Here is a 14,630-nt window from a genome sequence, read left to right on the forward strand (position 1 = left end):
CGGTTTTAATCCGGCCGAGCCTCGACAACAGTGGGTAGAACGTGTTCTAGTTTCTGGTGTGACGGGCAACACTTTCACCCGCGACGAATTGATCGACGCGTTCGCGCGGTTCGAGGAGACGGTCGATCGGGCGGCCCGGACCCGGGACTGGGATCCCTGGGTCGACCAATACACCGACGACGTCCTCTACATCGAGCACGCCGCGGGCACGATGCGGGGCCGCGAGCAGGTCCGGCCCTGGATCTGGAAGACGATGGAGACCTTCCCCGGCAGCTACATGACGGCGTTCCCGTCGCTGTGGAGCGTCGTCGACGAGGCGACCGGACGGATCATCTGCGAGCTCGACAACCCGATGCGCGACCCCGGGGACGGCACCATCATCAGCGCCACCAACATCTCGATCGTCACCTACGCCGGCGACGGGAAGTGGTGCCGTCAGGAAGACATCTACAACCCGCTGCGGTTCGTCTCGGCGACGGTCAAGTGGTGCAGGAAGGCCGAGGAACTGGGAACCCTGCCGGACGTCGCCGCGGAGTGGATGGCGAAGTTCGGGCATGCCGCGGAGGCAGGCCGATGACCGCCCTGGTCATCGGCGCCAACGGCTACCTCGGCAGCCATGCCACCCGGGCGCTGGTCACCCGCTGCCGGTGGCCTACGCGATGGCCGCGCTGGGCCGCCTGAAGGGCCGCATCACCGGGACCGACGAGCGGATGTCGCTGGACTCGCTGCGGCTGCTGCGCGCCGAAGCACCGCTGGACTGCGCAAAGGCGAAGAACGAGCTGGGCTGGTGGGCCCGCCCGGTCGAAGAGTCCATCCGCGATGCCGCGGCGTTCTGGGTCGGGCTTCGCGACGCCTGGCGTCAGGCCGCCGGTGCGCGCAGCCCCAGCACCGGCTGACGGCGCCTGCCGTCGCAGAACGACGCCGACCACGGCCACCGCCCGTGCCCGTCGGCCCACACCATTTGCAGCGCGCGGATGTCGGACCGCGCGAACTTCACCGCCCAGCACAGATGGGCATCCGGATGGTCGACCTCGACGAACTCCGCCAGCGGGCCGCCGGGGACCCGCAGCCGGCTGCCGGGCGGCGGCGCGGCGGTGCGCAAGGATTCGGCGGCCATCGCGTTGAGCAGCCGTGCCGCCCGTGCCGCCGACACCCCCGTCACCATCAGCTCCGGTCGGTCCCAGTCGTGCAGACCCACCGTGTAGGCGAACGGGGTGCGGGAATCCTGCACGTACTGCACCGCCCAGCCGTTGCGGCGCACCTCGGCGCCCAACACATCCAGGTAGTTCTGCCGAGTCGAAGCGGGGTGGTCGCACAGCCAGCACATGCGGCAAGCCTGCACCCGGGCACCGACATTCCGGCCGACTCGGCCGTTCGTCCTGCCACAATCTGTCGGTGCCCACCGCCGAACCCGCCGCCCAGCCCGTCAACGGTCACGTCTCACACTGGTTCGACGGACTGCCGGCCAGCCGTGCGCCGCTGCCGGGCAGCAGGGACGCCGACGTCTGCATCGTCGGCGCCGGCTATACCGGCCTGTGGACCGCCTACTACCTCAAACGCGCCGACCCGTCGCTGCGGATCGTGGTGCTCGAGGCGCGGTTCGCCGGGTTCGGGGCATCGGGCCGAAATGGCGGATGGTTGTCCGGTCTGGTTCCCGGTGACCGGGGGCGGATGGCCCGCCGGTACGGCCGCGACGGGGTCGTCGCCTGGCAGCGCCTCCTCAACGAGGCGGTCGACGAGGTCATCGACATCGCGGCGGCCGAAGGCATCGAGGCGGGCATCGTCAAGGGCGGAAACCTGGAGGTCGCCCGCAACGCCGCGCAGGCCGGCCGGCTGGCGGCCGCGATGTCGGCCGAACGGGACTGGCAGGTCGACGGTGTCGAGGCCCTTTCCGCGGACGAGGCAGTACAACGCATTGCGCTGGACGGGGTGGTCGCGGCCTACCACAACCCGCATTGCGCGCGCATCCAGCCGGCGATGCTGGCCCGCGGCCTGGCGGACCGCGTGGAACGCATGGGCGTGGACATCTTCGAACGCTCGCCGGTCACCGGCATCGCCGCCGGCGTCGCGACGACGCCGTGGGGTGCGGTCAGCGCCCCGGTCGTGCTGCGTGCCACCGAGGGTTTCACGGCGGCGCTGCCGCGGCTCAAGCGGCTCTGGCTGCCGATGAACAGCTCGATGATCGCCACCGAGCCGATCCCGGCAGAGCGGTGGGACGACATCGGCTGGGCGGGGCGCGAAACACTGGGCGACACCGCGCACGGCTTCTTCTACGCCCAGCGCACCGTCGACGACCGCATCGCCATCGGCGGGCGCAGCGTGCCCTACCGCTACGGTTCGGCGATCGACCGTGACGGCCGGGTCCCCGAACGCACGATCCGCCGCCTGCGCGCCACGCTGCACACGATCCTGCCGCAGGTCGCCGACGTGCCGATCGCCCACGGCTGGTGCGGGGTGCTGGCGGTCCCGCGGGACTGGGAGGCCACCGTGACGTTCGACCCGGCCAGCGGCCTCGGCGCCGCGGGCGGGTACGTCGGGCACGGCGTCACCGCAACCAACCTCGCCGCGCGCACGCTGGCCGACCTGGTGCTCGGCCGGGCCACCCCCCTCACCGAGCTGCCGTGGGTCGGCCACCGCAGCCGCGACTGGGAACCCGAGCCGCTGCGCTGGCTCGGTGTGCGCGGCATGTACCTGGCCTACCGGGCCGCCGACTGGCACGAGGCGCGCGGGACCACGCGCACGTCGCCGATCGCGGTCGTCGCCGACAAGATCGCCGGCCGGCCGCACTAACCGGCTTCGGCGCGGTCCTTGAGTCGCTGCAGGGTGAGCTCGATGTGCGCGGAGTTGGCGGCCGTGCGGTCGCTGACCCCGGTGGCCAGCGCGGCGGGGCGCAGGAACCACCGGGGACGGCGATCCCAGGTGGATTCCGTGACGACGCAGCCACCCTCGGCGGGCTCGATGTCGTAACGCCAGTGCGAGATCGGCAGGATCCCGGCACTGTGGACGTCGAAGGCGAAGGCCCGGCCCGGGTCGGCCGCCGTCACCGTGCATTTCGTGGTCCATGTCCGCGAACCGTGGCGGTTGTGTCCCTTGAAAACCGCGCCGGGACTGGCCGAGGTCCCCTTGTGCCACGTCATGGCGTCGGCTTCCTCGGCCAGCGTCGCCAACGTGGCCAGGTCCGTGATCAGTGCGTACACCGCCGCCGGGTCGGCGGCGACGGTGACCGATGCCGTTGCGTCCGGGGCTGCCGATTCGACCATGCAGGGATGGTATCGGGCCCGCGTCGGCGTTAGATGTGGTTATGACCGACCGACCCGTCCGCACCCCATCGGCGGCGCACCCGATCACCGTCGAGCCGACCGGGCGGCGGGTGGTTGTGCTGCTCGGCGGCGATGTCGTCGCCGAGTCCGACAACGCGCTGACGCTTCGCGAGGCCAGCTATCCCGCCGTGCAGTACATCCCGATCGCCGATGTGGCCGACGGCCGGCTGACCCCGAGCGACACCACCTCCTATTGCCCGTACAAGGGTGAGGCCGGGTACTACCACTTCGTCACCGCCGGCGGCGACACCGTGGCCGATGCGGTGTGGTGCTACCCGACACCCTGCCCCGCAGTGGCCGCGATCGCCGGTCACGTCGCGTTCTATCCGGACAAGGTCGATGTCCGGGTGCACACATAGGCTGACGTGGTGTGCACGGCCACCGTGGTGTTCCCCGGGCCGGCCAGTCCGGGCCTGACGCTCTCACCGCTGCGTCGCGGCCGCGGCGACCCGTGCTACCACGAGGCGGCCGACGGCTCGATCTGGCGCACCAGCCTGATGTCCAGCGGCCCGGTCACCGCACGGATCTGCCGCGGCGGCCCGGACGCCGTCGACTGTGAGGCCTGGGGCCCGGGGGCGACGGAGTTCACCGATGCGCTGCCCGCCCTGCTGGGCGCCCACGACGATGCGGCCGGCTTCGACCCGCAGGAGCCGACCGTCGCCGCGGCGCAGCGGCGCGTGCCGCATCTGCGGCTGGGCCGCACGGGACGCGTCCTCGAGGCGCTGATCCCGGCGGTGCTCGAACAACGCGTCGCGGGCAAGGACGCCCGGCGGGCCTGGCGCAGGCTGGTGACCCGCTACGGTGCGCCGGCGCCGGGGCCGGTTCCGGTGCCGATGCGGGTGCCGCCCACCGCCGACGCGTGGCGGCGCATCCCGTCCTGGGAGTTCCATCTGGCCAACGTCGACCCCGGCCGGGCCCGCACGATGGTGGGCTGCGCCCAGCGCGCCGACGCGTTGGAGCGGCTGGCCACGCGGGCCCCGGAGGCGGCTCGCGAGGCGCTGACGTCGCTGCCCGGGGTGGGAATCTGGACGGCCGCGGAGGCTGCCCAACGCGCCTTCGGTGACGCCGACGCACTCTCGGTCGGCGACTACCACCTTGCGACCGTGGTCGGCAGGACGTTGCTCGGCCACCCCATCGACGACGCGCGAATGGTGGAGTTGCTCGAGCCGCTGCGGCCGCACCGGCACCGCGCGGTGCGTCTGCTCGAGGTCAGCGGGCTGGCGATCATGCCGCGGTTCGGTCCCCGGATGCCGATTCCGAACCTGGCCGAGATGTGACACAGCTTTCGTCGTGATTACCGCGCCACGCCGTCGGGTACCCGCCTGCCTGACACGCGAAGGAGTTGATCATGACTGCATTCACCGTTCCGGGAATGACCGAGAAGCAGGGTGCCGAGGTTGCCGAACTGCTGCAGCAGGCGCTGAGCCGTTACAACGATCTGCATCTGACACTCAAGCACGTGCACTGGAATGTGGTGGGCCCCAACTTCATCGGCGTCCACGAGATGATCGACCCGCAGGTCGACCTGGTGCGCGGCTACGCCGACGAGGTCGCCGAACGGATCGCCGCGCTGGGCAGCTCGCCGACAGGCACCCCGGGTGCCATCCTCAACGACCGGACCTGGGACGACTACTCGGTCGGACGCGACACCGTCCAGGCGCACCTGGCCGCGCTGGACCTGGTCTACACCGGCGTCATCGAGGACACCCGTAAGTCGATTCACCGCCTCGACGAACTCGACCTGGTCTCGCAGGACATGCTGATCTCACACGCCGGCGAGCTGGAGAAGTTCCAGTGGTTCGTCCGTGCGCACCTGGAGAACTCCGGCGGCCAACTGGCCAACGCAGGCGCCGGGACCGAGAAGGCCGCCGCGGGCAAGGCGAGGAAGAAGAGCCAGGATTAGTGCTCATCGGTAAGCGGTCAGCCGGGCGACGATCGCCACGCGCCCGTCGGCGCCCACGGCCCGCGTCTCGGCCACCCCGCTGCTGCGGCCGGTGTGCAGTGGGGTGGCGGCGTAGTGCGCCTCGCCGCCGCCGTGGAAGGGGCGCAGGAAGTTCACCCGCAGCGACGCAGTTCGCAACGGTGCCCCCGGTTCGGCCCGGTTCACTTCGGCCGAACCGACGAGCTCGAGCCCCATCGACGACACCCCGCCGTGCACCACACCGATCCCGTTGTTCAGCACCGGATCGACATCCTGCATCAACACCGTTGCCGTCCCGCCGGCTTCGCCGACGTGAACGGACATCAGATCGGAAAGAGACGTGCCGGGAAGGGATCCGGTGGGCCCGTCCGGCCGGGCGGTGAGGCCGGCGGGCGCGGTGATGTAGAAGGACCGCACGGTCGCGGTCGCGATCACCTCGGTGCCCACGCTGAGCTCGCACACCCCGAGCCCCTTGTGGCCCAGTGGGCGCGACACCCCGACGACCGGGGTGTCCCGGGCGGAAGCGATCGCGGCCAGGGCGTCGCGGCCGATCTCCAGCGACAGTTCGCTGGAGACCGTCCATTCGCCGGGGGCGCGCCGGCGGTGGTTGATCAGCCCGCCGACGTGGTCGACCAGCATCGCCAGCGGGGCGATCGTCGGAGCGCCGGTGATCGGGTTGGCCATCCCGCCGGCGGGGATGCTCGCGACGCACCGCTCGTCGCCCTCCTCGGACGTCTCGATCCCGAAGCGGCCGAGTGGGGTGTTCAGCGGATAGGGCATCCCTGCAGCCTGACAGGCCTCCGGTGGCGGCGCAGGCCGGGGCGGGTTTGCCCGTAACCGGGCGGGGTGCGGGTGGACGCCATTGCATTTCTCTAAGAATCCGGCCACTCTGTGTGCAAATCGCATAGCTTTCGTCGTCGCAGCGCAAGGCTTAGACAAGTCCGATTCAGCAAACATCGAGACGACCCGGGCCGCCGGTCCGGATCCGCTGCTGCCACTCGAGCTCGGTCGCGTCCGTCGTCAAATGACCACCGCGGCAACGTTATTCACCCGTGATCCGGCGTCTGCGCGCTGAGGGGCGTGTCACACCTGGCGAATATGCTTAGGTTGTCCTAAGTTGGCATGTCAGGGGCCCTTTGTCATATCGTTTTCAGCACTTGTGGCGATTGGGAAAAGGGCCGCCGTTCAATGCTGCACGAAGGCACCCCCGTCGCCGGACCGGCTAACGCTCTAGTCGACGGTTGCCGTCAGCAACGCGCCGTGTCGGCGTGTGCATGAAAAGGGTAGGTGGGAATGGCGCCCAGCAGCAGGAGTGCGCAGGGGCTCTACAACCCCGCGTTCGAGCACGACGCGTGTGGTGTGGCGATGGTGGCCGATATTCACGGTCGCCGCAGCCGCGACATCGTCGAGAAGGCCATCACGGCCCTGCTGAATCTCGAGCACCGCGGGGCGCAGGGCGCCGAACCGAACACCGGCGATGGTGCCGGCATCCTGCTTCAGGTGCCCGATGAATTCCTGCGGGCCGTCGTCGACTTCGAACTTCCCGAGCCGGGCAGCTACGCCACCGGCATCGCCTTCCTGCCGCAGTCGTCCAAGGACGCCGCCGCGGCGTGTGAGTCGGTCGAGAAGATCGCCGAGGCCGAGGGACTGCAGGTGCTCGGCTGGCGTGACGTGCCCACCGACGATTCCTCGCTGGGCGCGCTGGCCCGCGACGCCATGCCGACGTTCCGCCAGGTCTTCATCGCCGGCGCGGAGGGCATGGAACTCGAGCGCCGCGCCTACGTGGTCCGCAAGCGCGCCGAACACGAACTCGGCACCAAGGGCCCGGGCCAGGATGGTCCGGGGCGTGAGACCGTCTACTTCCCAAGCCTTTCCGGGCAGACATTCGTCTATAAGGGCATGCTCACGACCCCCCAGCTGAAGGCCTTCTACCTGGATCTGCAGGATGACCGGCTCACCAGCGCGCTGGGCATCGTGCATTCCCGGTTCTCCACCAACACGTTCCCGTCGTGGCCGCTGGCGCACCCGTTCCGGCGGGTGGCGCACAACGGCGAGATCAACACCGTCACCGGCAACGAGAACTGGATGCGGGCGCGTGAGGCGCTGATCAGGACCGACGTATTCGGTGGCGGCGCGGCGAGCCGCGGAGACGGTGCGAGCCAGGATCTCGACAAGATCGTGCCGGTCTGCACGCCCGGGGCGTCGGACACCGCGCGGTTCGACGAGGTGCTCGAGCTGCTGCACCTGGGCGGTCGCAGCCTTCCGCATGCCGTGCTGATGATGATCCCGGAGGCGTGGGAGCGTCACGAGTCGATGGATCCCGCCCAGCGGGCGTTCTACAAGTACCACGCATCGCTGATGGAGCCCTGGGACGGCCCGGCGTCGGTGTGCTTCACCGACGGCACCGTGATCGGCGCGGTGTTGGACCGCAACGGCCTGCGGCCCTCCCGGATCTGGGTGACCGACGACGGTCTGGTCGTGATGGCGTCCGAGGCCGGTGTGCTCGATCTCGACCCGGGCAAGGTCGTCAAGAAGATGCGTCTGCAGCCGGGCCGGATGTTTCTTGTCGACACCGCGCAGGGCCGCATCGTCGAGGACGAGGAGATCAAGGACGAGCTGGCCGCCGAAAAGCCCTATGGGGAGTGGCTCGAGGCCGGGTTGTTCGATCTGGACGAACTGCCACCGGGTGACTACGTGCGCATGCCGCACCACCGCGTGGTGCTACGCCAGCAGATGTTCGGATTCACCTACGAGGAGCTGAACCTGCTGGTGGCGCCCATGGCGCGCACCGGCGTCGAGGCGCTCGGATCGATGGGCACCGATACCCCGATCGCCGTGCTGTCGGCACGGGCACGGATGCTGTACGACTACTTCCAGCAGATGTTCGCCCAGGTGACCAACCCGCCGTTGGACGCCATCCGCGAAGAGGTCGTCACCAGTCTGCAGGGCACGGTCGGTCCCGAGGGCGACCTGCTGAACCCGGATGCCGACTCGTGTCGCCAGATCGTGCTGCCCCAGCCGATCCTGCGCAACGCCGATCTGTCCAAGCTCATCTGCGTCGACCCCGACCACGAGATCCGCGGCCACAAGCACGGCATGCGGGCCGCGGTCATCCGCTGCCTGTACCCGGTGAACCGCGGCGGCCGGGGCCTCAAGGAGGCACTCGACAACATCCGCGCCAAGGTTTCCGCGGCGATCCGCGACGGGGCCCGCATCATCGTGCTCTCCGACCGCGAGTCCAACGAGCAGATGGCCCCGATCCCGTCGTTGCTTGCGGTGTCGGCGGTGCACCATCACCTGGTCCGCGACCGCACCCGTACCAAGGTCGGGCTGGTCGTGGAGTCCGGCGACGCCCGCGAGGTGCACCACATGGCGTGCCTGGTCGGATTCGGCGCCGCGGCGGTCAACCCGTACATGGCGTTCGAGTCGATCGAGGACATGGTCGACCGTGGCGTGATCACGGGCATCACCAGCGACCAGGCCAAGGCCAACTACGTCAAGGCAGCGGGCAAGGGCGTGCTCAAGGTGATGTCGAAGATGGGCATCTCCACGCTGGCGTCCTACACCGGCGCCCAGCTCTTCCAGGCGATCGGGGTCAGCCAACAGGTCCTCGACGAGTACTTCACCGGGCAGACCTGCGCGGTCGGGGGCATCGACCTCGATGACATCGCCGGCGATGTCGCGACCCGGCACGCCCTGGCCTACCTGGACCGGCCGGACGAGTGGGCCCACCGCGAACTGGAGGTCGGCGGTGAATACCAGTGGCGCCGCGCCGGGGAGGGTGCGGAGTATCACCTGTTCAACCCCGATACCGTCTTCAAGCTTCAGCACGCGACACGTACCGGGCAGTACGACATCTTCAAGGAATACACCCGACTGGTCGACGACCAGAGCGAGCGGTTGGCCTCGCTGCGCGGTCTGCTGAACTTCCGTGACGGGGTGCGGCCGGCGGTGCCGCTCGAGGAGGTCGAGCCCGCGAGCGAGATCGTCAAGCGTTTCTCCACCGGCGCCATGAGCTATGGCTCCATCTCCGCCGAGGCCCACGAGACGCTGGCGATCGCGATGAACCGGCTGGGTGGCCGGTCGAACTCGGGTGAGGGTGGCGAGTCCGTCGACCGCTTCGATCGGGACGAGAACGGTGACTGGCGGCGCAGCGCGATCAAGCAGGTCGCATCCGCCCGATTTGGTGTCACCAGTCACTACCTGACCAACTGCAGCGACATCCAGATCAAGATGGCCCAGGGTGCCAAGCCCGGTGAGGGCGGCCAGCTGCCGGGTAACAAGGTGTATCCGTGGGTGGCCGAGGTCCGCCACTCGACACCAGGCGTCGGCCTGATCTCGCCGCCGCCGCACCACGACATCTACTCGATCGAGGACCTCAAGCAGCTGATCCACGATCTGAAGAACGCCAACCCCGCCGCGAGGATCCACGTGAAGCTGGTGTCGGAGAACGGCGTCGGGACCGTCGCGGCCGGGGTCTCCAAAGCCCATGCCGACGTGGTGCTGATCTCCGGCCATGACGGTGGCACCGGCGCCACGCCGCTGACGTCGCAGAAACATGCCGGTGCACCGTGGGAGCTGGGTCTGGCCGAGACCCAGCAGACGTTGCTGCTCAACGGACTCCGTGACCGCATCGTCGTGCAGGTTGACGGCCAGCTCAAGACCGGACGCGATGTCGTGATCGCGGCCCTGCTCGGTGCCGAGGAGTTCGGATTCGCGACTGCGCCGCTGGTGGTATCGGGCTGCGTCATGATGCGCGTGTGCCACCTCGACACCTGCCCGGTGGGTGTGGCGACCCAAAACCCGGTCTTGCGGCAGCGGTTCACCGGGAAGCCGGAATTCGTGGAGAACTTCTTCTTGTTCATCGCCGAGGAAGTCCGGGAATTGATGGCGCAGTTGGGGTTCCGCACCCTCAACGAGATGGTCGGGCAGGTTGGTGTGTTGGACACCACGCAGGCCGCCGAGTACTGGAAGGCCCATAAGCTGGACCTGGCGCCGGTGTTGCACGAGCCCGAATCCGCCTTCATGAACCAGGACCTGTACTGCAGCTCACGGCAGGACCATGGTCTGGACAAGGCACTCGACCAGCAGCTGATCGTGCAGAGCCGGGAGGCCATCGATAACGGCACGCCGGTGCGCTTCTCGACCAAGATTGCCAACGTCAACCGCACCGTGGGCACCATGTTGGGCCATGAGGTGACCAAAGCCTATGGCGGCCAGGGACTTCCGGACGGCACGATCGACATCACCTTCGATGGTTCGGCCGGAAACAGCTTCGGTGCGTTCGTGCCCAAGGGGATCACGCTGCGGGTGTACGGCGATGCCAACGACTACCTCGGTAAAGGCCTGTCGGGTGGACGCATCGTGGTGCGCCCGCCGGACGGAGCGCCGGAAGAGTATGTGGCCGAGGACAACATCATCGCCGGCAACGTCGCGCTGTTCGGTGCCACCGCCGGGCAGTTGTTCCTGCGCGGGCAGGTCGGCGAGCGGTTCGCAGTGCGCAACTCCGGCGCGCATGCCGTCGTCGAGGGCGTCGGTGACCACGGCTGTGAGTACATGACCGGTGGCCGCGTCGTGATCCTCGGCCCTACCGGACGGAACTTCGCGGCGGGCATGTCCGGCGGCATCACCTTCGTCTATGACCCCGCCGACGCGCTGGCCGCGAACCTCAATGCCGAGATGGTCGAACTCGAAGAGTTGGGTTCCGACGACGGCGAGTATGTCCGAGACATGATCCAGGCTCACGTTGATGCCACCGATTCCATGGTGGGACAACGGATCCTGGCTGACTGGAAGCATGAGATGACAAACTTCAAGATGGTGATGCCACGCGACTACAAGAGGGTGTTGCAGGCGATCGCCGAGGCGGAACGCACCGGCGAGAACGTCGACGAGGCGATCATGGCGGCCGCCGGTGCCTGATCCCCGCGGTTTCCTGAAGATCACCCATCGCGAGACGCCGCACCGTCGACCGGTCGACCTGCGGCTGCGTGACTGGAACGAGGTCTACGAGGACTTCTCCAAGGACGTGCTCACCGAGCAGGCGTCGCGGTGCATGGATTGTGGTATCCCGTTCTGCCACAACGGATGTCCTTTGGGCAATCTGATCCCGGAGTGGAACGACCTGGTGCGCACTGGACGTTGGAACGACGCGATCGAGCGGTTGCACGCGACCAACAACTTCCCGGAGTTCACCGGGCGGCTGTGCCCGGCGCCGTGCGAGGGCTCATGTGTGCTGGGCATCAACCAGGACCCGGTGACCATCAAGCAGGTCGAGGTCGAGATCATCGACAACGCGTTCGCCGAGGGCTGGGTTGTTCCGCTTCCACCGGACCGGCTGACCGGCAAGAGCGTCGCGGTGGTCGGTTCGGGCCCCGCGGGTCTGGCCGCCGCCCAGCAGCTGACCCGGGCCGGCCACGCCGTGACGGTGTTCGAGCGCGACGACCGCATCGGCGGGCTGCTGCGCTACGGCATCCCCGAGTTCAAGATGGAGAAGCGCCACGTCGACCGGCGCCTCGAGCAGATGCGCGCCGAGGGTACCGAATTCCGTACCGGGGTGAACGTGGGCGTCGACGTCACCGCCGCGCAGTTGCGATCCCAGTTCGACGCGGTGGTGCTCGCCGGTGGGGCCACCGAGCGGCGCGACCTGCCGATCCCCGGGCGCGAGCTGGACGGCATCCACCAGGCCATGGAGTACCTGCCGTGGGCCAACCGGGTGCAGCTGGGCGACCCGGTGACCGACGCGGACGGACAGCCGCCGATCACCGCCAAGGGCAAGAACGTCATCATCATCGGTGGCGGCGACACGGGTGCGGACTGCCTGGGCACCGCGCACCGCCAGGGCGCGGCCAGCGTGCACCAGTTCGAGATCATGCCCCGTCCTCCGGCCGACCGCAGCCCATCCACGCCGTGGCCGACCTACCCGTTGATGTTCCGCGTCACCTCCGCGCACGAGGAGGGTGGCGAGCGGGTCTATTCGGTCAACACCGAGCAGTTCGTCGGCGAGAACGGTCGGGTGACCGGTCTGCGGGCCCACGAGGTGGCGATGAAGGCCGGCAAGTTCGAGAAGGTGGAGGGCACCGGCTTCGAGCTGGACGCCGATCTGGTGCTGCTGGCGATGGGCTTCACCGGCCCGGAGCGTCCGGGGCTGCTGACCGACCTCGGGGTGGAGATCAACGAGCGGGGCAACGTCGCGCGCGACGCGAAGTTCGCGACGTCGGTGCCGGGCGTGTACGTGGCCGGTGACATGGGCCGGGGGCAGTCGCTGATCGTGTGGGCGATCGCGGAGGGCCGCGCGGCGGCCGCCGCGGTGGACCGGCACCTGATGGGGCGCACCGCGCTACCGGCACCGATCAAGCCAACGGCCGTCCCGCAGCGGTAGAGCGGTTCGCCGAGACCGAGCGTGCGCTCATGGCGGCGGAGCCGGCGGCCACACGAGAGTGCACCGAGGGTCATCCCGCGCGAGAAATCACGACCGTCCTTGCACGTTCGGCGTCGGCGACGGCCAACGTTTGTCACATCTGTCACTCTGGTCACTTCAGTCACTATAAAAACATAAGCAACATTCATCGGCGTGCCTCCGGTGGTTTGCCAGCGGGTCGGTATCTAATGACTTGGTGAGGGTGCTGCGGTAAAGTGGCTCCCCGGATCAGCTATTGCGCACCGCAGGAGTGATCACCGTGTACCACAACCCGATTGCCCGGTCCCGGGTGGGTCGAATGGCCTGGTCATTGTTCCGACATCCCCTGAAGAGCCGTGAGTTCCCCGCCAAGGCGGAGCGACTCGTCACCGCTGACGAACTCCTTCGATTCGGCTACTAGCGAACCCGCCGTCCGCCGGTTACCCGCGCGGGACGGGCAGTGATCGGATGTTTGCCTAGCCGTTATCGCTCCGTGACCGTCAGCGGACTTTGCTGTCAAGCAGTCCCGACGCCCGGATCCGGTCGGCAAGTGGCTCGAGCACCGCCGGATCGTAGGGCGGCGGAAGGTACACGATCGCCAGGTCCAGTCCCTCGGCACCGAGCGCGGCGGCCTGCTCGATCACCGCGTCGTAGTCGTGGTCCGGGCTGAGCCGGATGTGCGACGACAGCGTGATCTCCGCGGGGTCGCGACCGATGTCGGCGCAGTGTGCGGCGAGCACATCGCGCTTACGGGCGAACTCCTCGGGTGTACCGCCGACGAAGTTCCAGTGGTCGGCGTACCGGGCGGTGATCCGCAACGTGCGCTTCTCGCCGCTGCCGCCGATGCAGATCGGCGGATGCGGGCGTTGCGGCCCCTTGGGTTCGTTGCGTGCGTCGGTCAGCTGATAGAACGTGCCGTCGAACGTCGTCGTCTCCTGTGACAGCAGCCCGATCAGAACCTGGCAGGCCTCCTCGAAGCGGTCGAAACGCTCCCTGATGGTGCCGAGTTCGATGCCGTAGGCGCCGGACTCCTCCTCGTTCCAGCCCGCACCGATACCCAGTTCGAGGCGCCCGCCGGAGACGATGTCGAGCGCTGATGCCATGTTGGCCAGCACCGCCGGGTGGCGGTGGTGGATACCGGTGACGAGCACGCCGACCCGCAGCCGCGTGGTGGCCTGGGCCAGTGCGGTCAGGGTGATCCAGCCCTCCAGGCACGGACCGGTCGGGTCGGAGAAGATCGGGTAGAAGTGGTCGAAGGTCCAGCCCGACTCGAAGACCTCGATGTCGTCGGCGGCTCGCCAGACCGTGAGCATGTCGGACCAGGTGGTGTTCTGCGGTGACGTCTTGAACGCGAATCTCACCTCCCCGACTCTAGAACGCGGGTGATCGATGAGTTCACCGCTGCGCGCGGGTCGGTATCGACATGATCGACATGACCACCGCCTGTGCACGCACCGCCGAGCTTCTGGCCGCGGTCGGCGACGACCAACTGTCGCGTCCGACGCCGTGCCGCGAGATGGATGCCGCCGCGCTCGTGACCCACCTCGGCGGGTTGGCGTCGGCGTTCACCGCCGCGGCGCGCAAGGAGTTCGGCGAGCTGACGGATACGCCGCCGGTCCCCGGCGCATCCCTGGATGACGATTGGCGAAGCGACTACCCGCGCCGGCTGGTCGGGCTGGCCGCCGCCTGGCTGGATTCGGCAGCCTGGGAGAGGATGACGCGTGCGGGTGGCATCGACTTCCCCGCGGAGGTCGGTGGACTGATCGCACTGACGGAGGTCGTCGTCCACGGCTGGGACCTGGCCCGCGCCGTGGGATTGCCCTACCGGGTGGACGAGGATCTGCTCGGGCTGATCCTGCCGCACGTCGCGGCGTTCGCCGAGAACCCGGTCGAGGGCCTGTTCGACGCCCCCGTTGTGGTCCCGGGCGACGCGCCGCTGCTGGATCGGGTGGTGGCGATGACCGGCCGGGAGCCGGGCTGGCCGGCGTAG

Annotated in this window: 12 protein-coding genes and 1 pseudogene; 9 read left to right on the forward strand and 4 right to left on the reverse strand. The window is 68.8% G+C overall.

The genetic code is table 11. The annotated features are described in order from the left end of the window. Positions 1-58: 58 nt before the first annotated feature. Together JDV09_RS02400 and JDV09_RS02405 are read left to right on the forward strand one after the other, a co-directional pair. Positions 59-577 (forward strand): nuclear transport factor 2 family protein, encoded by a 519-nt coding sequence (locus JDV09_RS02400; protein ID WP_221367525.1) that lies wholly within the window; start codon positions 59-61, stop codon positions 575-577. Positions 578-623: 46 nt separating this feature from the next. Beyond that, positions 624-896 (forward strand): annotated as a pseudogene (locus tag JDV09_RS02405) (NAD-dependent epimerase/dehydratase family protein); the annotation flags it as partial. Here the strand turns inward: JDV09_RS02405 and JDV09_RS02410 are convergent. Then, a complete protein-coding gene (locus JDV09_RS02410) occupies positions 860-1,327 on the reverse strand; it encodes a DUF4262 domain-containing protein (protein WP_221367526.1) in 468 nt (155 codons plus the stop codon). The pseudogene JDV09_RS02405 and the gene JDV09_RS02410 overlap by 37 nt on opposite strands. Before the next feature lie 68 nt (positions 1,328-1,395). Here JDV09_RS02410 and JDV09_RS02415 point away from each other — a divergent pair, with 68 nt between their 5' ends. Further along, positions 1,396-2,790: an NAD(P)/FAD-dependent oxidoreductase gene (locus JDV09_RS02415; protein WP_221367527.1), complete on the forward strand. Its 1,395-nt coding sequence runs from the start codon at positions 1,396-1,398 to the stop codon at positions 2,788-2,790. Here the strand turns inward: JDV09_RS02415 and JDV09_RS02420 are convergent. Next, a complete protein-coding gene (locus JDV09_RS02420; RefSeq protein WP_221367528.1) occupies positions 2,787-3,260 on the reverse strand; it encodes an SRPBCC family protein in 474 nt (157 codons plus the stop codon). The genes JDV09_RS02415 and JDV09_RS02420 overlap by 4 nt on opposite strands. Before the next feature lie 41 nt (positions 3,261-3,301). Here JDV09_RS02420 and JDV09_RS02425 point away from each other — a divergent pair, with 41 nt between their 5' ends. The 3 genes from JDV09_RS02425 to JDV09_RS02435 all read left to right on the forward strand — a co-directional run bounded on the left by JDV09_RS02425 (position 3,302) and on the right by JDV09_RS02435 (position 5,223). Then, positions 3,302-3,679: a DUF427 domain-containing protein gene (locus tag JDV09_RS02425; RefSeq protein WP_221367529.1), complete on the forward strand. Its 378-nt coding sequence runs from the start codon at positions 3,302-3,304 to the stop codon at positions 3,677-3,679. A 6-nt stretch (positions 3,680-3,685) separates the two neighbouring features. After that, the gene (locus tag JDV09_RS02430; RefSeq protein WP_221367530.1) at positions 3,686-4,597 is read left to right on the forward strand and encodes a DNA-3-methyladenine glycosylase family protein; all 912 of its coding nucleotides are present in this window, start codon (positions 3,686-3,688) and stop codon (positions 4,595-4,597) included. A 71-nt stretch (positions 4,598-4,668) separates the two neighbouring features. Further along, positions 4,669-5,223: a Dps family protein gene (locus tag JDV09_RS02435; RefSeq protein WP_221367531.1), complete on the forward strand. Its 555-nt coding sequence runs from the start codon at positions 4,669-4,671 to the stop codon at positions 5,221-5,223. 3 nt (positions 5,224-5,226) lie between these two features. On the opposite strand, the gene JDV09_RS02440 is transcribed toward JDV09_RS02435, so the two are convergent. After that, positions 5,227-6,021: a PaaI family thioesterase gene (locus tag JDV09_RS02440; RefSeq protein ID WP_221367532.1), complete on the reverse strand. Its 795-nt coding sequence runs from the start codon at positions 6,019-6,021 to the stop codon at positions 5,227-5,229. 513 nt (positions 6,022-6,534) lie between these two features. On the opposite strand from JDV09_RS02440, the gene gltB reads away from it, so the two are divergent. Further along, positions 6,535-11,163: a glutamate synthase large subunit gene (gene gltB / locus JDV09_RS02445; protein ID WP_221367533.1), complete on the forward strand. Its 4,629-nt coding sequence runs from the start codon at positions 6,535-6,537 to the stop codon at positions 11,161-11,163. Continuing rightward, positions 11,156-12,622: a glutamate synthase subunit beta gene (locus tag JDV09_RS02450; protein ID WP_221367534.1), complete on the forward strand. Its 1,467-nt coding sequence runs from the start codon at positions 11,156-11,158 to the stop codon at positions 12,620-12,622. The genes gltB and JDV09_RS02450 overlap by 8 nt, the downstream gene beginning before the upstream one ends. A 518-nt stretch (positions 12,623-13,140) precedes the next feature. Here JDV09_RS02450 and JDV09_RS02455 read toward each other — a convergent pair. Next, positions 13,141-14,001 carry an LLM class F420-dependent oxidoreductase gene (locus JDV09_RS02455; protein ID WP_221367535.1) on the reverse strand — a complete coding sequence of 287 codons (861 nt, stop codon included), beginning with the start codon at positions 13,999-14,001 and terminating at the stop codon, positions 13,141-13,143. Positions 14,002-14,063: 62 nt separating this feature from the next. Here JDV09_RS02455 and JDV09_RS02460 point away from each other — a divergent pair, with 62 nt between their 5' ends. After that, the gene (locus tag JDV09_RS02460; RefSeq protein WP_221367536.1) at positions 14,064-14,630 is read left to right on the forward strand and encodes a TIGR03086 family metal-binding protein; all 567 of its coding nucleotides are present in this window, start codon (positions 14,064-14,066) and stop codon (positions 14,628-14,630) included.

This window comes from Mycolicibacterium xanthum (assembly GCF_019710635.1).
Classification (GTDB): Bacteria; Actinomycetota; Actinomycetes; order Mycobacteriales; family Mycobacteriaceae; genus Mycobacterium; species Mycobacterium xanthum.